Annotated in this window: 16 protein-coding genes and 1 tRNA gene; 12 read left to right on the top strand and 5 right to left on the bottom strand. The window is 40.5% G+C overall.

The window, feature by feature from the left end; genetic code table 11:
* Positions 1–879: 879 nt before the first annotated feature.
* A tRNA-Pro gene (locus tag J7E57_RS10790) sits at positions 880–953 on the bottom strand.
* 317 nt (positions 954–1,270) lie between these two features.
* Here J7E57_RS10790 and J7E57_RS10795 point away from each other — a divergent pair.
* The 12 genes from J7E57_RS10795 (at position 1,271) to J7E57_RS10850 (ending at position 16,710) form a co-directional block, all read left to right on the top strand.
* Complete coding sequence (locus J7E57_RS10795; RefSeq protein ID WP_215127869.1) at positions 1,271–2,221, top strand: toprim domain-containing protein; 951 nt, start codon at positions 1,271–1,273, stop codon at positions 2,219–2,221.
* 122 nt (positions 2,222–2,343) lie between these two features.
* Complete coding sequence (locus tag J7E57_RS10800) at positions 2,344–2,724, top strand: plasmid mobilization protein (RefSeq protein ID WP_215128134.1); 381 nt, start codon at positions 2,344–2,346, stop codon at positions 2,722–2,724.
* Positions 2,721–3,725 (top strand): relaxase/mobilization nuclease domain-containing protein, encoded by a 1,005-nt coding sequence (locus J7E57_RS10805; protein ID WP_215127872.1) that lies wholly within the window; start codon positions 2,721–2,723, stop codon positions 3,723–3,725. Before J7E57_RS10800 ends, J7E57_RS10805 begins: the two co-directional genes overlap by 4 nt.
* 17 nt (positions 3,726–3,742) lie before the next feature.
* Positions 3,743–4,297 carry a hypothetical protein gene (locus J7E57_RS10810; RefSeq protein WP_215127875.1) on the top strand — a complete coding sequence of 185 codons (555 nt, stop codon included), beginning with the start codon at positions 3,743–3,745 and terminating at the stop codon, positions 4,295–4,297.
* 303 nt (positions 4,298–4,600) lie between these two features.
* Positions 4,601–8,077, top strand: a complete 3,477-nt coding sequence (locus J7E57_RS10815; RefSeq protein ID WP_215127877.1) for an RHS repeat domain-containing protein — start codon at positions 4,601–4,603, stop codon at positions 8,075–8,077.
* Positions 8,078–8,125: 48 nt separating this feature from the next.
* A complete protein-coding gene (locus tag J7E57_RS10820) occupies positions 8,126–12,586 on the top strand; it encodes a DUF6443 domain-containing protein (protein WP_215127879.1) in 4,461 nt (1,486 codons plus the stop codon).
* A 1-nt stretch (position 12,587) separates the two neighbouring features.
* Positions 12,588–13,154, top strand: a complete 567-nt coding sequence (locus J7E57_RS10825; protein WP_215127881.1) for a hypothetical protein — start codon at positions 12,588–12,590, stop codon at positions 13,152–13,154.
* 365 nt (positions 13,155–13,519) lie between these two features.
* A complete protein-coding gene (locus J7E57_RS10830; RefSeq protein WP_215127883.1) occupies positions 13,520–13,960 on the top strand; it encodes a hypothetical protein in 441 nt (146 codons plus the stop codon).
* A 115-nt stretch (positions 13,961–14,075) separates the two neighbouring features.
* Positions 14,076–14,519: a hypothetical protein gene (locus J7E57_RS10835; RefSeq protein ID WP_215127885.1), complete on the top strand. Its 444-nt coding sequence runs from the start codon at positions 14,076–14,078 to the stop codon at positions 14,517–14,519.
* Between the two features lie 604 nt (positions 14,520–15,123).
* Positions 15,124–15,648 (top strand): hypothetical protein, encoded by a 525-nt coding sequence (locus J7E57_RS10840; RefSeq protein ID WP_215127887.1) that lies wholly within the window; start codon positions 15,124–15,126, stop codon positions 15,646–15,648.
* 256 nt (positions 15,649–15,904) lie between these two features.
* Complete coding sequence (locus tag J7E57_RS10845) at positions 15,905–16,378, top strand: MauE/DoxX family redox-associated membrane protein (protein WP_215127889.1); 474 nt, start codon at positions 15,905–15,907, stop codon at positions 16,376–16,378.
* Positions 16,375–16,710 (top strand): hypothetical protein, encoded by a 336-nt coding sequence (locus tag J7E57_RS10850; RefSeq protein WP_215127891.1) that lies wholly within the window; start codon positions 16,375–16,377, stop codon positions 16,708–16,710. Before J7E57_RS10845 ends, J7E57_RS10850 begins: the two co-directional genes overlap by 4 nt.
* A gap of 85 nt (positions 16,711–16,795) precedes the next feature.
* Here the strand turns inward: J7E57_RS10850 and J7E57_RS10855 are convergent, their stop codons facing one another.
* Genes J7E57_RS10855 through J7E57_RS10870 form a run of 4 tightly spaced genes read right to left on the bottom strand, consistent with a single transcriptional unit; the run spans position 16,796 to position 23,829 of the window.
* Entirely contained in the window at positions 16,796–18,367 is a 1,572-nt protein-coding gene (locus J7E57_RS10855) for a TlpA family protein disulfide reductase (protein ID WP_215127893.1), read from the bottom strand.
* Positions 18,351–18,899, bottom strand: a complete 549-nt coding sequence (locus J7E57_RS10860; RefSeq protein ID WP_215127895.1) for a hypothetical protein — start codon at positions 18,897–18,899, stop codon at positions 18,351–18,353. Before J7E57_RS10860 ends, J7E57_RS10855 begins: the two co-directional genes overlap by 17 nt.
* A gap of 21 nt (positions 18,900–18,920) precedes the next feature.
* On the bottom strand, positions 18,921–20,324 hold the full coding sequence (locus J7E57_RS10865; RefSeq protein ID WP_215127897.1) for a RagB/SusD family nutrient uptake outer membrane protein: 1,404 nt from the start codon (positions 20,322–20,324) through the stop codon (positions 18,921–18,923).
* A 10-nt stretch (positions 20,325–20,334) separates the two neighbouring features.
* Complete coding sequence (locus J7E57_RS10870; RefSeq protein ID WP_215127899.1) at positions 20,335–23,829, bottom strand: SusC/RagA family TonB-linked outer membrane protein; 3,495 nt, start codon at positions 23,827–23,829, stop codon at positions 20,335–20,337.
* Between the last annotated feature and the right edge of the window lie 110 nt (positions 23,830–23,939).

The following is a 23,939-nucleotide window of genomic DNA, read 5'->3' on the forward strand; positions in this document are numbered from 1 at the left end:
TTCTTTGATTTTTCATGCGAAAGTTCTAATGTTTAATTTGATTAAATCCATTCACCTTTAAGATTAATATGTAATTAGCTTTACTGAAAGCCATCAACGCAAAATTGGTGACAAATATCTGTGTTAAATAAGAAGAATCAATATTTCCGAACTAAGTCCTTTAAATATTACTATTACAAGTTTCGAAGCTTATGAACACAAAGATTTGCATCGGCCAATGAAATGTCACGCTAAACACAAAATATTCGCGTCATATCCTTTTTGTAATTCCTACACAACCCAAAAGAAATGAGCTTGCGTGATTGAAGAGTTTTTGAGAATACTTTTGGGGACTACCTGTGATTTTGAGAGATTCAGACATTCGAGCATATAATTTAATTGTCAAGCATTGTAACAAATTGCGTTGAAAAAGCAATATAGGATTTTAGATGATAATGTGAAAGTTATGTATTTTTTTATTCAAAAAAATAATATTCTTCAAAAATAACAAACCTCCTGAACTTATTTCTCAGAACTATTAATGGAGAAAAGAATTGAGTCTGAAGATTTCAGGAATATGAAATCAAGGAATGCCATAAAATTAGATAAACTAAACAATAAGCTGACCAGATTAGATTCTGAAAAAATCGATATTGAGGAATTGTTGGAGATTAGTATCAAGAACCTATTAAAAACTTGACTATGCTTATGAGATTGCCAAGATGGATAAAAAAAGAGAAATTATCGCCGCAATTTCTCCTGATAAATTTCACGTCGAAAATGCGGCACTTCGAACTGTTAGGATTAACGAAGTAATTAGAGACATCTAGCAGAAAGACAATGAGTTATGAGCAAATAAAAAAGGACAAAATGAAAATAAACTCACTTTGTCCTCTGAAGTCGGGATGGCAGGATTCGAACCTACGACCTCCTGCTCCCAAAGCAGGCGCGATACCGGGCTACGCTACATCCCGAACTTGGTATCGATCTTTTAATCCTGTTTTAAAAGTGGATCAACTTTTTGTCGCCCTGCCTGTACAATTTTCGAACTTTTTCATCGAAGACTTGAAACGATTGGCAATGCTTAATTCGTTCGACGGTGCAAATGTATAATAATTATTTAAAAAAACTACGGTGTGCCTGATGATTTTCTATTGAATTTTTCAGGTACACTTATTATTTATTGAGTGTCAAATGCAACTAACTGTACGCCAATAAAGAACCCCCGATTATACCCTTGCGAAGGGTTGCATAAAATATTTGAGTTTTTATGTGAAAGAGAAAATGTGCGATGGAAAAACTGACTTATACCGAGGCAAAGCAACTCGACCTTGTGGATTACCTAAGCTCTTTAGGTTATCTGCCCGCAAAAATAAACCGTTCAGATTACTGGTATCTCTCCCCATTGCGGGAGGAGAAGACACCTTCCTTTAAGGTCAACCAGAATTTAAATGTATGGTACGATCATGGGTTGGGTAAAGGAGGTAATCTTATAGATTTCGGTGTGCAATATTTTAATTGTACTCCAGGTGAATTACTGCAACGATTATCAGGACAGACTATTCCTGTTTTTTCTTTTCACCCGCCCTTTCAGGCAGGCAATCCGCATACCGCTCAATTGTCCCCTGCTGGTGAAAAGAAAGAGAATCCTGAGCGTAAAATTATTGTTGTGGACAGCCGTCCGCTTGCAGATAAAAGCCTGTTGGAATATCTGCATAAGCGGAGCATACCGCCCGAGGTTGCCAGCCGTTTCTGCCGGGAGGTAGATTTCCTTTTGTACGGAAAAAAACAGACGGTCATCGGCTTTGCAAACAATGCCGGAGGATATGAACTCCGCAGTGAAGATTTTAAAGGCAGCAGCTCCCCGAAAGCGGTCACCTTACATGCAGGAAAACCATCGGATGACCTTGCTGTCTTCGAGGGATTTTTCAGCTTCTTATCGTTCCAGACAATCAATCGGAATAAGGGGACACCCCTGACAAATTGCCTGGTCTTAAACTCCCTCTCCTTCTTTGAAAAGAGCCGGGCAGTAATGGATGAATACAGGCAGGTGCATCTGCTGTTGGACAGGGATGCAGCGGGTATAAAGGCTACGCTGAAAGCCCTGAAATGGAACACAGGAAAAACAGACAAGTATATAGACCGGAGCGGTTTCTATAAAGACTATAAGGATTTGAACGACTGGCTTAAAAGCAAACAGCCACAGATAAAGCAAGGTCAGGGAATCAGGAGGTCTTTTTGAGGTTTGAGTGGTAGCCAGCTATGTATTGGTTAAACCAATACGCTGGCTCACCTCATGCTATCGCATTCGTTGAGGGATTTTTTTCATGCTATCGCATTCAAAAAATAAAAGAGAGAAAGATGATGGAAGGATTGAATGTAACTACAAAGCACAAAGGCGGCCGGCCAAAAAAGGCCGTCAAAAAAGACCAGCTAATGGCAATTAAATGTACGCTTTATGAACGTAAGGTGATTGAGGCCAGAGCTAAAAGCGCAGGGCTTACCGTATCAGAATACCTGCGGGAAATGGGACTTACCGGAAAGATTGACAGGCGGAATAAGGCATTGCCCAAAGAAGTTTTAGGCTTTACCGCCATGCTCAACCATCTGGCCGCGAACCTGAACCAGCTTGCCAAAAAGCGCAACGCAAACGATGAGCTAAGCCCATTGGAAAGGGCTGCGCTAAAGACGCAATCCGGTCAGTTGAAAGATATCGCCATACAGATTAAAAGCCATTTACAATGATAGGCCACGTATCCATCGGCAGCTCTTTTTATCACCTGATCCGCTATTGCCTGGAGGATAAAAAAGAGCTGTCCGAAGAGAAAAAACAGGAGCTTTCCATGCAGGATAATTTGCAGCATCAGCAGCGTGCCGAAGTACTGGAATACAACCAGTGCTTCGGCAACAAACAGGAGCTGACCGAGCAGTTTAAAGATGTCCGCAAACTCAGCAGGCGGGTTGAAAAACCAGTGCTGCATTTATCCCTGCGGCTGGCTCCGGGCGAGGTGCTGACAAAAGCCCAGTTGATGGAAATGGGCAGGGCTTGCGCCCTTGAATTTGGCGTGGCAGATAACCAGTATATCTGCGTGCTGCATAAGGATACCAAAGAACAGCATATCCATATCGCCGCCAACCGCGTTGGCTTTAATGGTAAGGTAGCCAGTGACAGCAACAGCTACAAGAGGATGGCTGCTCTTTGCAGGCGACTGGAAAAGCAGTACGGGTTGCAGGAGGTACTAAGCCCCCGTGCTTTCCTGCCACCAAAGGAAAGGCATCTGCCACGCCATGACAGCAGGAAGGAAAAGCTAAGGGATGATATCCGCAGTACGCTGGAGCGGGTAACTGACTATCCCTCATTTGAAAAAAAGATGCAGGCATTGGGATATACTGTACTTAAAGGACGCGGCATTTCTTTTATAGATGACAAAAAAGTAAAAATAAAAGGCAGCGAAGTCGGGTTTTCACTGGCGAAGATAGAACGGGTCTTCAGCGTTCAGCAGCAATTAGTAATGCACAGGTCGGGAAATCATCACAGGCTGTCCAACGCAAATGCCAAAGCATTTTTACAGAACCATACTAACCCATATGCAGGATTGCCAGTAGGTGAAATTGAAAAGCAGCTCACGGGTATATTATCCGAATTACTGAAGCCGGAATACGCACCCGATTACGTTGACCCTGCACTTATCAGGGAAGCGAAGAAGAAACATAAGAAGAAACCAAATCGAAAAATACGCAGGTAATATTAAATCGCACAGTTATGGACACTACAGCAAAAAATGAACAGATCGAAAAAGAAACACTCGGATTGGTCCTGGAAGAATTCACCCAGGAGCAGAAACTGGCCAATCAAAGCATCAATGACCTAATCAGCGCTGTCAATGCTATCGGCAGCAAGGTAGATGATTTAAAAAAAGAACAGGAAAAACCGCAGGCTCCTGTCATAAATGATAATAAGCCCTTGCAGCAGATCGTATTGAAGGAATTGGTGAATATCAGACAACTGATCGGCGAACAGCCCAAAGGTATTGTCAGAAAATTTCAGGTACTGCTGTTCCCTGAACAGGATGCCAAACTTTTTTATAAGATCGTTTTTAGCCGCTGGCTGTTATGGCTGGCCGTTATGCTCCTTATCACCAACATCTATAAATTCAGCATCAGTTACAATGACAACCAAAAGGAGATTAAAATTGAGCAGATTGAAAATGACCGGATCAGGAAGTCATGGAACTATATGTACAACCATAACGGTAAGGCGGTAAAATTGCTGATGGAGAAAGCATATGCCAGATCAGGGCAGCAGGCAGATCAATAGCCAGGTAATGCAGGTCTATTGATAGTAAACAAATACAGAAAAGGATGTAGTCTTATTATTAATAAAATTTTTTTAAAGAAATGGTTCTTCCGAAATCCGCACAGGCGCTCGGATTGCAATTTTATCACAAAATTTTTTTTCAAAATGAGGTTTTCCGTAAAAAAATTAACATAAAACTACCTTAGTTTAGCATCAAAAAACTAAAAATAATAGCATTTCGTGCGCTATAAAAAGCAGTTATAACATACTAAAAAGCCAATAAATCTTATAAAACCAATCTTATCAACCAATAAATTATTATTTATGAAAAGCCATATTCTCAACGGGAGTGCCTTGTTAAAACAAGGTGCCATCCTATTAATTTGCCTGCTATGCAATTTACTTGTTTCAGCGCAAGGGCAACCGAATCCGCCCTCGATTGTAGGCCAATTGCCTACCATTTCACCACCATCACCTACAGTGGCGGCATTAATGAAATTTGAAGAAGTATCCGTCAATCATTACACAGGCATACCCGATGTTTCTATCCCACTCTATAGTGTTGGAACTTTATCGCCTGATATAAATATGGACATATCTTTAAAATACCATCCCTCATCCATAGCTGTTGAAGAGGTTGCCGGCTATACCGGATTGGGCTGGAGTATTTTTAGCGGCGGAAGTGTCGCGCGAACTGTTAAGGGAGCGCCGGACGAAGAATCTGAACCTGGGGATACAGGACGTATCGGCATTTTGCAAGACAATCCGGATCCCAGCGGAAATTATGGAATTAATCGCTATAACGAAGTCCTGGCATTGCTCGGAACATCAGTAACGCCGGAACAGTCGACAATGATAGGCGAATACGGCTGGGGGGTCGCACAGAACGGTAAATTTGATACACAGCATGATTTATGGCAGTATAATTTTATGGGTCATACCGGCAGGTTCTTTATTAAAAGAGATTTTACTACCGGTCAATTGGTTCCTGTAAAATTGGATAACGACAATGCAATGACTATTACCCTGGACTATTCTCAATCTGCGTACGATTACTATAGGCATAGATATGAGATAGAATTCAACGGTTTCACCCTGCACGATGACAGGGGCTACAAATATGTTTTTACAGCTAAGGAAATGACGGAAGAAAGAAATGCTTATGCAACCTATGCCTACGCTGGACTGGGTAATGTCGGTCCGATAACCACGCCGCTGTTAAGCTATGCCAGTGCATTCAACCTGACAGAAATTTGGGACAATAATGATAAGCTTCTTGTCAGTATTTCTTATATCGATACTCAGGAAGTGGTTCAGCGCCACACAGAGTCTGTGAATTATATTACAGCCCCAACAAGCGCTCTCGCCTTAATCCAAGATCCGGCAGTGATCATATATGGATTGCCTGCAAGCCAAACGACATCAACTATCTCGACAGATGTTATGACTAAAAAAATTGCAACCATAGAGGTCATCAATAAAGCGAGGATTACTTTCGATACGGGGTTTGGCAGGGCCGATACCAATGTTAATGCCGTAAACGGAGATGCTCCCTATTTAAATTCCATGACAGTAAGGAATTGGTATGGTGAACTGATAAAACAGTATAATTTTACCTATGATTACGCTACTCTGGGGCCGGAGATTACCCGAATGATATTATCCAGCGTAATCAATAAGAATACTTTAAACAATGGGGAAGAACTGACTTATTCATTGTCCTATAAAAATCAGAATGCTCCAAAAGGAACTAAAGATTATTGGGGTTATTACAGCAGAAGGCAAGCGGGCGGCAGGGAACCTGACGAACTCGAATGTACCGCGAATATTCTGGAAAAGATGATATTGCCTACCGGCGGCAGTATCGTCTTTAATTATGGGCCAAATACCTATTCATTTATAGGAAGCGAACCAGTTACTGACTTTTCTATTGATAACCCGTATGAGGAGCCGCTAGTAGTACAGGTACCCGGAGAAGGGGAAGTGGGTATCTTTCCAGCCCCGCCCACCATGCCTACAGAAGTTTTCTTTGTAACTACATCGCCTGTACCGGGAGGTAAATTTTATGTCCGTGCAGACAATACCCAGGCCATGCATTCAATTGATGCACTGGGTGATAATGGTTTAAACGACGGTACAGGTGTGAGCGATAGCTTTACTATGGAGGCCAATGTTAAATATTATGTCGGTTATAAGGTCCCGGGTGGAATACCGGGCAGCTACACCGGCACAGTACAGGTGTATAAAAATCAGACCTTAACTACTTTTGGGGCGGGTGGAAATGCAGAAGACCACCAGTGGCTGATGGGTGGGGGCATCCGCATCAACAGTATAAGCTATAATACGGATGATGCTACTTCCCAGTCCCCGAAAGTTAAACTTTACAGCTATCAATCCTTTGCAAACCCAAACATAAGTAGCGGCTCGCTGGCTTTCGCCAAGCCTTTATTTAAGTTTTATACCGGAAAGACATGCTATTATGAAAACACTACTGCTGGTCCTAATCCCAGTCCCGGCGACCATTTCAACATTTCTTATACCACTACGACCAGCCACAATAACTTGGCTTATATCAGGACTAAAGGTTCTGATGTGGGCTATAAAAATATAACTGTTTCCGAAACAGGTAACGGAAAGTCAGAGTATACCTATACCACTCCAATCGACTACCCGGGCATTTACGAAGTAACTCCCCCTTTCAGGCCCTTGCCTAATGATGATTATAAGAGGGGGCTTCTGCTTAAGGTCAGGCATTATGCTGAAACAAAAGTCAATGACAGTGTCGTTAGCTATAAGCCTTTGCTTGAAGATACCTATGTCTATCCACCGGAAGGAGAAATGAACGATCAGGCAATAACTACAGGATACGCTATGGATCCAAGCTCTTCGTGGGCTGCTCCCCAATATGGCACCTACTCTGCTTTCAAAAATTGTGTCGACAACCATTGCCTTGAAACCTTTGGAGATGAAGAATGGCATTTTTTGAGTTTGGGACTGGAGGTTCAGGAACTTTTCGGATGGCCACAGCTTAAGGAAAAGATTTCCAAGGAATACTTCTATCCTGAAGGTGGAACAACGGCTAAAACCGTAACCACTACAGAAACGTATCAGTACAATTATAATAATAAAAAACTAAGTGAAAGCTCCAAAACGAACAGTTTAAATGAGGTTCTAAAAACAAAATATATTTATGATACGAATTCGAATGCAAGAAATCGTATAGGAATGATAAAAAGGATAGAATCCAAAAGAAATAATCAGATTACAGATACCAAAGATATCACGTATTCAAAAGCAGATTGGGGCAGTGCTAATAACTCCTTTCTTCCAAAAACTATTTTCGAAGCTAAGGGAGTAAACACCCTTCAATCAAGTATAAATATTAAAAAATATGATGTCTATAGCAATCCTGTTGAAGCGTCCCAGGAAAACGGAGCAACAATGTGCTATATATGGGGATATAATTCAAGCCAGCCTATTGCACTTATTGAAAATATAACTTATTCAACTTTGACATCAAATCCGACACTGCAAACGTATATCAACAATGCGGTAACAGCGTCGAATAATAATGACACCGTGACGCTGCTTGACAATCTCGAAGCGCTCAGGTCTGCCCTTCCTGCTTCGGCAACAATGACCGGCTATAGCTATAAGCCACTTGTAGGCGTAACCACTATTATAGATCCAAGAGGAAAGAGAGAAACATTTTACTATGATGGTTTTGGAAGGCTGAAGGAAGTACGAGATTCTCAGGGCAATCTTCTTTCCGAAAATGAATACTATTATAAGAACCAGTAAACGACAGCTGAGATTATGACTATTCGTATAACTTTAAAAAGAAGCACAATGAAAAATATATTATATATACTCCTTTTATGCCCTGTTGTGGCTTTGAGCCAAACGACTTCTCTTAACTATGTAAAAACACTTAAATATCGTGAGGCCACTACTACTTCCAATCCTTCCAAAGCCCAAATAAATATTACTTATTTTGACGGCCTGGGCAGGCCCGTGCAAGAAATCATCGGAAAAGCATCTCCTGATGGGAAAGATATTATCTCCCATAGTGAATATGACAGGTATAACCGACAGCCAAAACAGTATTTACCTTATGAGGCGTCTACAAATAATCTGAGCTATGATCCATCAGCAAAGGATAATACCAATGCCTTTTACCTAACCCCAAAATATGGGAATACCCAGAACCCGTACTCACAGCAATTTTATGAGGCCTCGCCCCTTAACAGGGTGCTTAAGCAAAGTGCACCGGGAGAATTATGGAAAGGACAGGAAAATACCTATGATAATAATGACCATACTATAAAATTCGACTACCAGACTAACGTGGCGAATGAGGTACGGAAATTTGGCGTCATCTTCAATAACAATGATACTGAGAATCCTGAACTGGTCTGTAACGGGAATCATTTACCAAACCAGCTGTATAAAAAAATTACAAAGGACGAGAACTGGACAGCGGCAGACGGTAAAGGGAAAACTACTGAAGAGTTTTTAGATAAAGAAGGCAGGCTGCTGCTAAAACGAAAATTTACCAGGGAACCTAATGAAAGCAATCCTTCTGTATATAATGATACCCCGCATGACACATATTATGTATATGATGATTTTTCCTCTCTTAGCTATGTTATACCGCCCTTGGCCGCGGACAAAATAGTGACAGTAACTTCCGCTATCAGTTCCTCATCGTCAAATTTCCCGTGGACAAAACTGGCTCAGATAGACAGCAAACTTGCAGAGAGCTATGCCAGGAAGATGGAAGCCTATGATAATCAGGACATACTTAATGTTGACCTAATCTCTGAATATGGCGGTATGGGTGGATTTACCTTTATTGCGGACGAACAAGGCAATGTTACTTTAAACCTGAATATTACAACAACAAAAACAATGCCCTACCGCACCGGTGTTATAGCACAACTGGACCATCTGGGCGATTTTGAAGACAGGGAACTTGGCAGGTTGCAGGGCGATGGCTATGAATATTATTTTATGATAAAAAACAATGCCTTGGAAGTCGATGGTTACGGCTATGTGCCATCAGTAATACAGAGTTTTACCGGAGCGCATAAGCTAGAGTACAATCAAAACTATTCATGGGCCGAGATGATCGATGGCGATCCGGCAGAGATGAGCAGGTATCTTGGAGAACTTAAAAATTTAGATAACAGCCAAATACTTGCAGCCGATATAGCAAACAGCTACGGAGCCATTGGAGGAGGAGCGATAAGCTTTGCTGAAGATGACACATTTACCTTGTCGGTCAATATAAATACCACCACACCTGTCTCGTTCATAAACGGATCATTATTTACTCTCGATGTAAAAAGGCCCATACCCGACGGCATTATTGGTGAGGTTGCAGCAGATGGGTACAACTACAAGTTTGAGGTAAAAAATAACATATTGACAGTTACAGGTTTTGGAACATTTACCCATTTTGTTTTTTGGGGAAATAAAAGGCCGGTAGTGAAATATCTGATCAATTCTGAGGCGGAAAGACTTTGTTACATCTATCACTATGACAAACGCACCCGTTTAATCAGGAAGCACATTCCTGACAATGGCTGGACTTATATGGTTTATGATAAGCGTGATATGCCTGTGCTTACACAGGATGAGGGACTACGTGCGAAACAAATTAGCGACGATGATAACCATAACTGGCTGTTTACCAAATATGATGGACTGGGACGAGTGGCCATTAAAGGAAGTTTAAGGAGCGAAAGTTCAAGGGAATCCCTGCAAGCACAGTTTGATGCTGTTAGTGAACCGCTATTCGAGGTAAGAAGCGCTACACCCACGGTCAATGATGGCATGAATGTGTATTACGCCAATACGACCAATTATAACAATGGCAGAGTCCTTACGGTTAATTATTATGATGATTACAATTTTGATACCGCTCTGGGCAATGCAGGCATCACGGAAATGCCTGCCGGCAATAGCTATGATACATTTACGACCAACGCACAAGGATTGCCCACCGGAGTGCTAATAAGAACTTTGGGCAGCAACACCTGGACCACAAGCTTCACGAAATACGATGAAAGGGCAAGGCCAATCTGGATGTGGAGCTATAACAGCTACCTCAATACCTGGAATGGGACAGAAACCAAATTAGATTTTGCAGGCAAAGCGATAGAAACCAAATCCCAGCATAAGGCAGGCGCTAACCCAAAAGTAGTCCTTTACGATTATTATACTTATGACAATGCTGAAAGGCTGTTAAAGCATACACAGAAAATCGGGGAAACGGGCCTGATCAACCTGATTGTTTGGAATCATTATGACAGGCTTGGGCAGCTTGAACAAAAAAAAGTAGGAGGTTCCTATGCATCGGGCACAATTATACCACCATACGCCTCTTATGATGCCTGGCAAACTGTAGATTACACCAAGAACATTCGCGGCTGGCTGACGGGGATAAACAATGATCCTAATGATGCCACAAGCGCTACCGATCTGTTTTCATTCGGAATAAGCTATGATGGCCTTTTTAACGGGAACATCTCAGGTACATCATGGAGAATGCAAGGAAATGCTATAGCAAAGACTTATGACTATCAGTACGATGACATGAACAGGCTTTTGAGCGCTCACTACAAAAATTTTGCAAATCCCGATGAGAAATACCATGAAAGCGATATAAAGTATGATAAGAACGGCAATATCTTGCATATGGAACGTTGGGGGTATGCCGGCTTTAACCATTATGACAAGATTGATGACCTTACCTACACTTACAAGCCGTTTAGTAACCAGCTGATGGATGTGAAAGATACTGCACTTCAGCAGGGCTTCAAAGATGGCACCAATACAGGCAGTGATTATGATTATTACGATAACGGGAATCTGAAATATGATCTCAACAAAGACTTTGGAAGTCCTGCGGCCGGTGACTGGATTACCTATAACCATCTGTACCTTCCTGTATCACTGGTCAGGGACGCGGACCATAGGATCGATTATCTTTATGATGCCTCAGGCACAAAACTTGAAAAAAGGGTTAAGGACGGAAGCACGACCACAATTACGCATTACGCCTATGGCTTTGTTTATGTGGATAATGCGCTGGAATATTTCCCGCATTCTGAAGGGTATGTTGAGCATACAGGCAGTCAAAATTTTACGTACATTTATCAATATAAAGACCATCTTAGCAATGTACGGTTAAGTTACACTAAAAACAGCAACAATGCGCTTGTCATAAAAGACAATAATGACTACTACGCATTTGGCCTTAAGCATGAAGGCAGTGTAGTGCTTCCCGGCGGGGCAGCCCAAAAGATCAAATATGGCAGTATGGAATTGCAGGATGAACTGGGCCTGGGCTGGTATGACTACCATGCGCGTAATTATGACCCGGCGCTGGGGCGCTGGTTCAATGTTGATCCATTGGCTGAAAAGTCCAGAAGGTATTCGCCGTATGCTTTTGCGCTTGACAACCCTGTATTTTTTATGGACCCGGACGGAATGGAAGCTGAAGAATCTGAAATCGATATGAACAATGTAAACATCTCCTCTGCGATGGCGACCAATGCCAAAAAAGACCCTGAGGTTAAGGTAGATATCGGCTACGGCAGGATGGTGAGTGGTAGTAAATTATCGATAGCAGGAAATTATTCGATTGATTTCGGTGCCGGAAGTTCTTATAATGGTATTGCCAGGGAAGCCGCTGAAAATGCAGCAATTGGTGAGTTAGACAAACAAGTTGATAAAGCTTATCCTAAAAGTGCTACTAATCCTGAAGGAGCAGATACCCCAATCAGAATCATTAATAACGAAGAAGGAAATAAACAAGTAAATGCGGTTATTAAAACTCTGATAGGAAATGTTTCAATTTTGAAACACATAATGAAATCATTTGGACCAGATGCTGTTACAATTGAGACAAGTGCTGATTATTACGCACCCGGTACTGATGTCACAGAGGCTACTACCTCTCAAGGTGTAGGTGAAAATTATAAACCGTTATCAAAACCAGTTGTCACGATTTATAGAGCAACTTTAGCCAGTTACAGGAATTTAGCCCAAACCCTTCTACATGAATTTGGCCATGTAGACAGTATGTTGTCTGGAAATTTCTTTAGAAATTATCAGGCAACGGGGTTAAACTGGGAGCTAACAGTCGCTCGTGATGAGCTTAAAGCATTTCAATTCGCAATTGATCATGGAGGCTGGCACTTTTCTCACGAAAAAAATTGGTCTCATTATTTCAGCTCTTGGAATACCGTCACCAAAGGGAACATAGAACTGGAGTATAATAAATATAGAAAATTATATTAATATGAAAAAGAGAACTATGGCTCTTTTCACTTGTCTGCTGTTGGTATCTTGCGGTTTAAGAAATAAAAAAGAGTTACCGGAAAACGGAGAGATAGCAGATAAGGAAGAAGTACTAGCAAAGCAAGATACCTTATACCAAAAAGCTGAAATAAATTTCTACCATTTGGGTTATCATGACATGAATTCTGAAACCATTGATATAGAAACTATTTCTGATGGAAAGAAAGTGTCATATATATATGATTATCAACATTTAAAATCCACTAATGATACATTGATCATTTATAAAGACTCTGTACTCTTTAACCGGATAAAGCTATTTCTTATTAAAAAAAAGAAGTTTGATTCAGGGGGCAGAACAACGGAAATTGGAAAATATTTATATGAAGGTTTCCAGTTTGCAGTACATCTTTATATTGATAAATCAAAAGGTCTTGTTCTATTTCGAGATTGCTTTAAAGATGGAATAATTGAATATCATCTAGATAAGGAACCAAAAGATATTAGTGTCCAGATCTTGCGTGACAACACGTTTTTTTATAAGGACCCTTATAATTTAGGAAAGTAATAGCACCAAGATAAATGAAAGGTGGAATTGTCTCCCCTTTCATTTTCTTATTGAATAAGAGTTTATTGCTAAACGAGGGATTTAGATTTTATGATTGATATTTGCTTTTGCAAAGAAACCGTTGGAACAATATAATAGTTGAATTCCATTTAGACAAGGAAACCAAAGGCATTCATAATCAGATAATGAGAGATAGTGTTTTTTTAGAAAAATCTACTAGTATAGTAATTTGTATACAGGAGGTGTAAAATCTCCTGTATGCAATTATGTTATTTGAAGTGCCTTGTCAAGGCGCAATTGAATAACTCTACTGTCAGGATTTCATGACCTGTAATTGTCGCCTATAACAGTTAAATTTTATTAGTATGAAAAAATATATAAGCGTTTTAGTTTTGATCGGTTTCTTTGTATGTGACAGTACAAAAAAATTAAATGCAAGCAAACCTGAAAATACCATAGAGGTTATAAAGTTTATGTATATAAATGAATATCCAATAGCCATGTATGAACAACCATTTTGGGAGTATACCGAAGAACACGCAAAAATGCGAATTCCCTCAAAGAACCCAGATAATTTCACAAAAAGAATAAAAAGCTTAACCAAAAATGACGGTTCGACATTTACTTTTTTAAACTACGCTTTTATTGTAAAAAGCGGCGGGAAGTCTGATACAATTTATTCCGATATTGATTTAGCAACCTGGAAGATTGTAAAGAATGGTAAAAGTGAATATTATTATGACAAGGATAGTACCTATGTACAAGACCTCAGAAGAAGGTATCGCTTTTTCAAATCTTGCTGGTAGATAACTTCATAATAAGGGCGTATAACAAGAAAGCGTTATCAAATACTGATTTCGCCTTTTTAATTCAATCCTGACGTGCTTGCACTTAAATCCTTTTTTGATAAAAACAATAGTTATGAAAAAAATTATAGTTTGCACAGCAAGCATTGTTCTTTTAAGCGTTAGCTATACTAAGCCAAACGGCGCAGATAAGGTTAAAAACGAAATCAATGTTATAAAGTTTATGAATTCGATAGGCACTTATTCCGTTGAAACTAATGAAATATCATTTTGGAAATTTCCGGAGGAACATGCCAAACTTGATATTTCAATTGACGACAATGGTAACTTTCTGGAAGAAGTTAAGAAGTTACCAAAAAACGACGGCAGAACGTTCAACTTTTTTAATTATGCATTCATTATTAAAACAAAAGGAGTATCAGATACAATATATGCGGACACTGATTTAAAAACATATCTGTTCAAGGAAAAGGGTAAATTTCAGGCCCGTTATGATGAGAAAGGTTTTTGGGCTGAGCAATTAAGGCACAAATACTCTTTTTTTAAAGCTTGCTGGTAATCGGAAAGTAATGATATTTAGAATTTGCTACAAAAAAGAGGGTGTCCGAAAAGGAAAATTGACCGCCTGAGAATCGGCTGTACGAAAATTTTCTCCACCAGGTACCCTTATAAATTAGAGGCTGTCCGAAAAGGTCGGACAGCCTCTTTTGCTATTGAAATTAATTACGGGGTTATTTCTTTTTAAAGACCACCTGCTGCTGTATTTTTCGGAGACCAATATCAAATCTTAGGTTTAAACATCCGGTACAGGTAGCTTTCAACCATTTGAAGATTATTTCCATCCTTTTATCGACTTTTTCAACTTTTTTAATGTGCGTACAATCTGTTTTAATACTTTTATTGTGAGACAATTACAGCGTTCTGATAAAAGAGAACCTGATCAACGCACCTTACTTACCTATCTGCTGTTACAGCTAAGTAATGACAGATAAGCGGACAAAGATTATTTATACTATCGCTATTAAAATAGGTAAAAATGCCTATTGACGCGTATGTTTTACTACCCCTATCTTTACCAATGAACCTTTACAGCGTTTCACACAGCTGAACCTGACCGCCGCCCCCTCTATTTGCAACTTAGTAATGATTTAGAAAATTAAGCTATGCGACGGCAACAGGCAGTTTATTTGGCAATATTAATATTGATCAGCGGAGGGTGTTGTTTTGATCTCCTGTGTAAGTGCCTTCCTGGACTTAATGACCCATCCCTTATAATCGATGTGCCTTGTAATGCGCCGGAATTTTGGGTAATTGCTGTGGGCTTGCTAATGTGTTGTATTATCTGTATTGAAATCCTGGCAATATATTATTTTATTGAAGAAGCAGTACGGGGGATAGATAGATTTGGAATGGGACCATTTCAATACGCATTTATTACTTATGGCTTGCATATTATAGTAGTATTGCTGATAGGTTTGAAGAACGCTGCTCTAAAGCCCTTTCTCATTATGGAAATCTTGGGGACCGGAATTAGCTGGCCGTACCACCTGCTGTTCAACATCCTGATGTTTGGCATTGCTTATTTAGGTTGGGGCCTCCGTGTTGACCTGGCTTGGGAAAAGCTTTGTGATGCTGTTTGCGGATCAAAAAATTACCAGCCTCTATTTAAACGAAAGGAACAAAATTAATAATTGCAATTAATAAATAGGCGTTGACGGTGTACACCTTGTGCAGCCGTGGTACAAATACGATGAAGAAAAAGACGATGATTACAACTGTACCGCTTCACCGATTGATGTCCAGAAAAGTACGTAGACCTGTGAGATCTGGCCATCTTGCAGAGAATTTTTGAGAAGGATCATCTGTGGCCGGATGAATCTTCTTCGGTGGCTACTGGCATGGACAAGACCGCAATCCATTGTATTAATTAAAAACTTTGCAACGATGGAAGCCCTACCCTTCAAACGGAACCGTTTTCAGTTGAACAAAAAAACTAAGGAAGTCATTGTATTTATCATTTGCCTTGCCTGCATATTCTTATTCCTTTCTTCTGCTTATTCTAAGCTGTTGAATCATGAACAGTTTGTGCAGGGATTGAAAGCAGTTTCCTTTCTTAGACCAGTTGCGTCTGAGCTTAGCTGGCTCGTTCCTGTTATCGAAACCAGCATTGCAGCCCTGCTAATCATGCCGCGTACTACTTGGTACGGCCTGATTGGTTTTGCAGTGGTTATGGTGGCTTTCACGATTTATATAGCAGGAATGATGATCTGGGCAGATAAACTTCCTTGTAGTTGCAATTTATTTATCGAAAAACTTAGTTGGAGCCAACATTTAATATTCAATATAGGATTTGTATTCCTATCAATTATAGCGCTCTGGCTTGGCAGAATATCTAACTATAAAATTTTAGTAAAATGAAAAATTTACACAAACTTGCCTTAGGCCTTTTAGTAGGCGCTTCGGCTATTGGATTCAGTGCGTTTACAAGTACTTCAGAGGTTGCAGTAGGTGACCGCTATGGAAATAACGGCGCTGCCGGAACAACTGGCCAATATAATATATTGGCAAACCCATATGTGTCCAGCAATTGTATATCGGGAAGTGACAGGTGTGCTTATGTCGTTACAGCAGCGGGAGCTTCTACCGTTACCGGTTCATCGTATTCCGAGGCACAGTTGGAGACTTGGGCAAGCCAGGGAACACCTTTTGTAACGCGCTCTACAGAAATAGGAACTTACACTGGCTTTTAAGCAATTATATAAGATATATATAAAAGTGTGTTCTTATAATGCAAAAGTGACAGCATGGTTTGTAAGGCCATGCTGTTTTTATAATTTAATTTAATAATTTGTCTATTAAATCATTGAATTCCTTTGTCGTTCCTTTGGTCGTATCAGCCCCACTGGGGTACGGAATATTTCCCGTTATTTTTCCACCTTTGAGCAGATACATTTTGGGGTAACTAGTTATCTTCAGCGCTTTTATCATGGGATGACTTTTCCCAAGACCGCCCGTATGAAGATTAATTGCCTCAGGTTCGGTATATTCCCTTGTAAGGATGCTTTTCTTCCATTGCGTTTTGTCCTTATCAATCGCAATAGAAACAAAACTAACTTTTGGATTGTCTTTGTAAGTATTCCAAACCCCTTCCATATTTTTTTTAAGCGCAATACATCCGGAACAACCTGTAAACCAAAAGTCAACTATAACTACCTTATTCATTAAGTCGTCCAGCGTAACTATTTTTCCGTTAGCATCTTCTAACCTAAAGGGGTAAAAAGCTCTATGCTCTGATTGCTTCGCCTTAATTTTCAATACGATCTTTTTATAAACATCACCCTGCGTTACTTTTAGCCCTTCCTCTACAAAATCGTAAATTGATGGCTGGTCCATCCATTGTGAAAAAAACAAGCCAATCAGGCTGCTTCTGATTATTCCGGCGGGCCGGCTCTTTATCACCTCAAATACGCTTTTCATATGCCTTTCGGAGAAGTTTTGTTCTATAATGCCATCAACAGTTATACGCGTCTGCGTCATTATCTTTTCGAAAAGAATATTGGTATATATCGGGGCTGCTGCCAAAAGATCGTCAGCGATGGCAATATAACTGTCCTGTTCAAAATTCGTGTAGGACTTACTGTCTAGATATCCTTGATAGCGCTGTGGCTCACTTGCCATCGTTCTCGCCTGCCGCATGGTTTCGAAGTATTTCAGCCCAATATTATTTGCCAGCATAATCCTCGTCATGTCTTCACCCATTTGCTGCGAATAGTTACTTATTATTTTTTTGCGTACCTGGAATACTGAATCCAAGAGGCGATTTAGGACTTCATATTTTTTGTGCCAGTCGTTACCCTGGAGGATTTTTACGGCCGCTTCATCTTCACGCATCTTAACCTTATACATTTCAGTCTGGCAGTTTAATTTTGCCGCTCCTTTTCCTGAAAATTTAAATGTCTTATCGGACAATGTACACTTGATCCTGTCTCCTTTTTCCAGGATGTATACATAATCAAACCTTTGTTGAAATTCATAATCCCCCATTTTTTCGGAGGTATATTTCAGTGAGAAGTAAAGCCTGCCGGCTAAAGCAGGCACCACAAATTTGAAGGATTGCCCACTTGTTACTTTTAAGGTGTCCGTCCAGTTTTCGGTCCTTTCCATAAGTATCGTACAAAAGGGATATTTAGATACCATAATAGACACTTCTGTCTGTCCACCCGGCATCGCCGCAATGTTTGAATCCAAAACCACACCTTCTATCACCACATCTGTAGGATTGACCTGCTGCCGCTTTTTTTGAGCTGAAGTTGACAGGATCATCAGCAGCATGAAAGCCAGCATTAAGACGTGGCATTTACTATCCGGTAGTAGTTTGGGGGCTGTTAATCTATTTATCTTTTTCATAAACACAAATTGTAGACCAGTTTAATTTTTCTTTATTCATCTTCATATCGCGCACGATAGTCAATTTGCCATCGCCGTTACGCGTCCATGTTTCTACATAACCCGTCTGGTAATCTTCTGCCGGTAGTTGATCATAGTTGAAAGTGGCCGTTTCAATCATGGCTAGCCCGTCATTTGACAAGGCAATAGCAGAAACTTTGGTGCGTTTCATAATATCGCTACGATACTTTGATTGGCTTCCATTTAACGGAAGGGTCTGGACTGTCGCGGTTAATCCGCTTTCAACGATTTCTTCGCTGCTTCTGATTATAGTAACGGAATCTTTAACCTGTTTTATTTCTATCCGGTCAAAAGCATTTCTTAGGGGCATTAGTCCCAGTTTACTCGTTTTTGTATCGAGCGCCCATTTGCCAATGAAGGAAAAAATACCTTCTTTCTTTATGTTTTTGCTTTGAGCATTTACATCTGTTATTGTAAAATTCAGGCAAAGCAATAGCCCTACCAGTAAGATAGCTGTGTGTTTAAAATTCATAGTTTTATTTTTATAATTGTTTTATCTTGGATTTTGCTGGATTCCGCTTAAACTAATTTCATCATCAGGGATCGGGAATACATATCTTAGGTCGTTTGGAGGCAGTGTATAGGTAACGCCGTTAAGCTCTCTTGTAAGGGTAATATTCGCGCCTTCCTTATTTAATCTCTTGAGATCACTCCATCGTAGCCCCCGCCAGATCAGTTCCTTTCTTCGTTCTGACAGTACCTTATCCAAAGCATCGCTTTGGCCGGTCGCTACCAGTGGGCTAAACGTATTTGTCTTATATCTATTAATTAATAAGTCATTCAGGTACCGCATTGAGGTCTCCAAATCATTTCTTCTTGCGGCGCATTCTGCTTTGACCAAATAAACTTCGTCGGTAGCAAGCCCGGTAAACGAGGCCACGGATGCAGCGGCCCCATTGTACATCATTTTCATAATAGTCCCACCAGTACCTAATTTTGCAAAATAAACCCCGGGGCGCAGGTCGTTTTCTTTGTAAGAACTAATTATGGCAGGGTTAATAGTGATGAATTTATTTAGTGCTACCCTTGTTAATGCGGTTAAGTAGGTATTAGTGAGCCCTGCCTTATAAAAAATCAGCTCATCATTGTTCATGTTAAAAGGCTGAATATTCGTAGGACTTACAGAGTTGTAATCAATCAGTTTCTTGTACAATTCTAATGAGCTATCCGCGTGCTCCTCTGCCTGTTGATAATTTCGCATGCTTAAGTATATACGTGCCAGGAGTGCATGTCCTGCAACTTGTGATGGCCGGTTCCGATTTGCAATCGGAAGGTCGGGATCAAGTAAAGGGATGGCATTTTTTAAATCTGTTAATATCTGCTCATAGGTTTGCTGAACCGTTGCCCGTGGTTGCAATTCATCGACAGATGGGCTTAATTTTATCGGCACTCCAAGTTCCGTGGTTGCTGTAGCTGCATCATAAGCAGGAGAAAAATTACTAACCAGTTCATAATAAGCAAATGCCCTTGCATATAAGGCCCATCCTTTTATAGAATTATACCTTTTCTCATCATTCTTATCTTTGTCAATCTTATCCAATCCCGCTAATACACTGTTCGCATAAAACACACTTGAATAAGGAACCCGCCAGTTTCCGCCTGTCACCTCCCCTCCAAACAGGTCTTTAGCCCATATGTAGGAGTTTCTCTCGGTTACCGTTGGTGTGCTCTGGAATAATTCATAGCTGATAAAATAATATTCATCTGCTGCCATAGTCGCTAATACCGGGCTTAAGGTAGGATTAACGTTTTCCAATAATCCTTGAAAATCATCCAGTGTTTGGGGCTGTAAGATGGACGTACTGGGCTTTGCATCAAGAAAATCTTTCTTACAAGAGATAAACAGGGTAAGCACCAGAAGTGGTATTGTTGAATATATTCTATATGTCTTTTTCATTTTTAAATGATTAAAAATTTGTTTTTAAACCAAATGCGATTGTTCTTGGAACCGGATAGCTACCAAAGCCACCCAAATCGGGATCCAAGCCTTTCTTATTAGCCTTCCATAGTATCCCGATATTTGAAGCATAACAGTAGATATTCAGCCTTGAAAACGGAAGCGATCGGATCGCTGATCTGGTGAGTGTATAGTTCAATTGAATATCCTGTAACCTGATGTGGTCACCTTTTTCAACCAAATCGGAAGAATATTCGTAAAAACTTGACCTCGCGCCGTCCACCGGATAAACCATGGCCGGAACGTCTGTGACCAGTTCGTCGCCGGGTTTTTGCCATCTTTTGGTGTAATCCGAATGGTTACTATAGTAAGTGCTAAATGAACTGGTCCTGAAATAGTAGTTTAACATGAAAGCTATGTTAAAAGACAGTTCTACATTTTTATAAGAAAGAGTATTGCGAAGGCTTCCAAATGTGGTTGGTACGGCAGATCCGTGAAAATCGAGCTGAGCGTAATCGGTCAGGTTTTGAATCGCAGCATAATCCCTACTGTTAACCCCATTTAATTCACCTTGAGGTTCGCCATTTGAATCCAGGCCTTTCCATCTGTAAGCAAAAATGGAATTCACAGGATAGCCCACAACCGGGTTAAGACTACTCTGGCTTGTAACGATTTCATTTGAGCCGGTTTGAACTTTGTAAGCCGTTACTTTATCTTTAACGAAATTAAGGATTGCGGTACTTAGCCATTTAAATTCTCCGTTTATGTTAACAGAGTTTAGTTGAATGTCCACGCCGCGGGTATTCGTGTTGGCTGAATTTCCAGTATAAATGAATACGCCTGTCTGAGGAGCAATCGGGCTGGAGCCAATCAGGTCGATACCATTTTTAATAAAGTATTCTATACTCCCAGATATCCGGTTACTGTTGCTTGAAAAGTCTAGGCCAATGTTGAAATTCTTTACCCTTTCCCAACGGAGATTATCATTTGGCGGATTAATGATAGCGTTTTGGTTGGCACGGTACGGGTTTTGATAATCCAGCGGGGAGGCTGTTAAATATGCTGAAATTGATTGATTAACATTTCCATTATAACCGTAGGTTGCTCTTAATTGCAGCAGTGAAAGCCAATTAAGGTTGAAAAAACTTTCTTTATGAACATTCCAGGACAATCCTGCGGACCACAACGGAACACCTTTCTGATTTGCTTTTACACCAAACAGATTGGATTCATCTTTCCTGTAGCTGCCTGATATGATGTACTTGCCATCATAAGAATATGATGCGTTTCCATAATAGGATATATACCTGTTTACAGTACCGCTTTGAATTGCCGTATTTCCTAACCTTCTTGTATTGTAACCATAATAAAATGGGAAAGTTGTTACCACGTCAACCAAACTTGATGTTCCCGTTTCCGGAAAATAACCATAAAGGGTATACGAATTGTATGTATAACGGTCATCTCTTACTTCATAGCCTCCAATGGCATTTACTTGATGTTTGCCACCGAATGTTTCATTGAAATTCAGCTGGATACGACCGTAATCTCCGCGATTGCTGGCGAATGCCGGGGTATAAATATCACCAATAGAGACAGGCCGGGTTACTGCTCCGCTGCTGCTGATCTGCGAAATGGAATTGATAAAATCCCTTGTATAAAAAGAATCCTGATTGTAAGACTGATCAAATTTCTGACTGGAATTAAAGTATTGGTAATTGGCTGAAATACTTAACGCCCTAATGATCTTGTACGAAAGGCCGAGTAAAACGCGATAGTCGGTAAGCCCATTATTAACTATAGAACTTTTATTCCTTAGTTCTTCAAGGGGCCTGTATTTCCAGTCCAATAACCGACCGTTTCCTGCTGTATCTGTATAGGCAGACCGCAATCCTCCGGACCGTAATGTTTCAAGTGGATTGCCGTTTACATCGGCTGCCTGCTCATAGGGATGGTTAGGGATATAGCTGTATGTATTGGAGTTTTGGAAGGTAGATTTTGAAAAATTAACATCCGTGGTCAATTTCAATCTGTTGTTCAGTAATTCGTAACTATTGTTCGCCTTCAACGTTACCCTTGAATCGGAAAGATTTACAGCATTTGGTAAATTTTTGTCGTAGCCTGCGGAAAAAAAATAAGTCTGTGTTTCTCCGCCGCCTTTAATGTTTACGTTATACTGCTGTCTTGTGCTTCTCCTGTAGAAGTATTTACCCAACTGATCCCTTATATCAAGGTTCCGTAACTTATCAATATTTGCATTCGCCCGGGCGGCATAGGCCGGATCAAGCTTTGCCTTTTGCAATTCAATGATTACCGGTGAAATGGCATCATAGTCGTTTGACAGTTGCACCGCGTAATCATCATGTTCAAACCTGAACTTCTCAATATCGATATAATCACTTGGTGACAGGGCTGGTTTATAGTAAAGGTCTGGTTTGGCACCAATAGTCAGGTTTATATTGAGTTCTACTGTTGTTTTCTGATTTTGCTTTCCCTTTTTTGTAGTGATCACAATTACACCATTACTTGCTCTTACGCCCCATATTGATGCAGCAGCAGCATCCTTGAGGACTGTCACATTTTCAATGTCATTTGGATTGATTGTATTTATATCTCCTTCAAAGGGGAAATTGTCGATGACTATAAGTGGTATGCGATTGGAAAAAATTGTACTTCTTCCCCTGACAGTTAAATCACCATTGGGGTTCACATAAAGACCATTGGTTACGCTTCTCAGGCGGCTTACCAGATCAGGAGATACTGCCCGGTTTAACAATTTGTTATCCACAACTGTAAATGAACCTGTGGCGCGCTCTTTCGGGATGTCCTGATAACCTGTTGATACCACACTAACTGCTAAAAGTTCTGTTACATCGGGTTTTAGTACGATCACTATATTATCAAGGTTGACATTCGTAAGAGAAATTTCGGCAGTGACAAAGCCAATGTAGGAAACAACAAGGATAGCTTTGTCTTCTATTCCCCTGATCTCGAACCGCCCGTCATTATCAGCGGCACCGGCAATGCCTGTTCCTTTTACTTTGATGACTGCTCCGGGCAATGCCCGGCCCGTGGTATCAGTTACCTTACCTTTAATATTTGTGGGCTGCTTTAGATAATCTCTTACTTTCGGAAAGAGGCTTTTCTCTTTTTTGGATATAACCACCATTTTGTCCTGAATCTCGAAATCCAATGGCTGTGTCCTGAAAATATTGTAAAGCACCTCTTTCAAATCCTCGTTCTTAACGTCAATGGTAACTTTTTTGGCTTCTTTCAGTATTTCCGTAGAGATCAGGAAATCATATCCGCACTGCTCACTGATGCGGTTAAATACATCCATCATGGCCGCGTCCTTTTCTGAGAGCGTGATCTTTTGCGCATACGTGCTGGCACTTACTTGCAGGATAGCTGTGATAATCATCAATGTCGTGAGTTTCATTACCAACAGGAATTTAGCGGTACGGCCTGGTGGCTGTACCGAATTAACAGAGTAAAATTTGTACATTCGTTTCGTCTGGGTTGTGCGTTGCGTCCCTGTTCATTATCAGGTGAGGGGGGCCGTTCCGCGGTCAATTAATAGCTTAATTATTTGGGCGATCCAGTACTGAAGCCTTT

The organism is Pedobacter sp. ISL-64 (assembly GCF_018613605.1).
Lineage (GTDB): Bacteria > Bacteroidota > Bacteroidia > Sphingobacteriales > Sphingobacteriaceae > Pedobacter.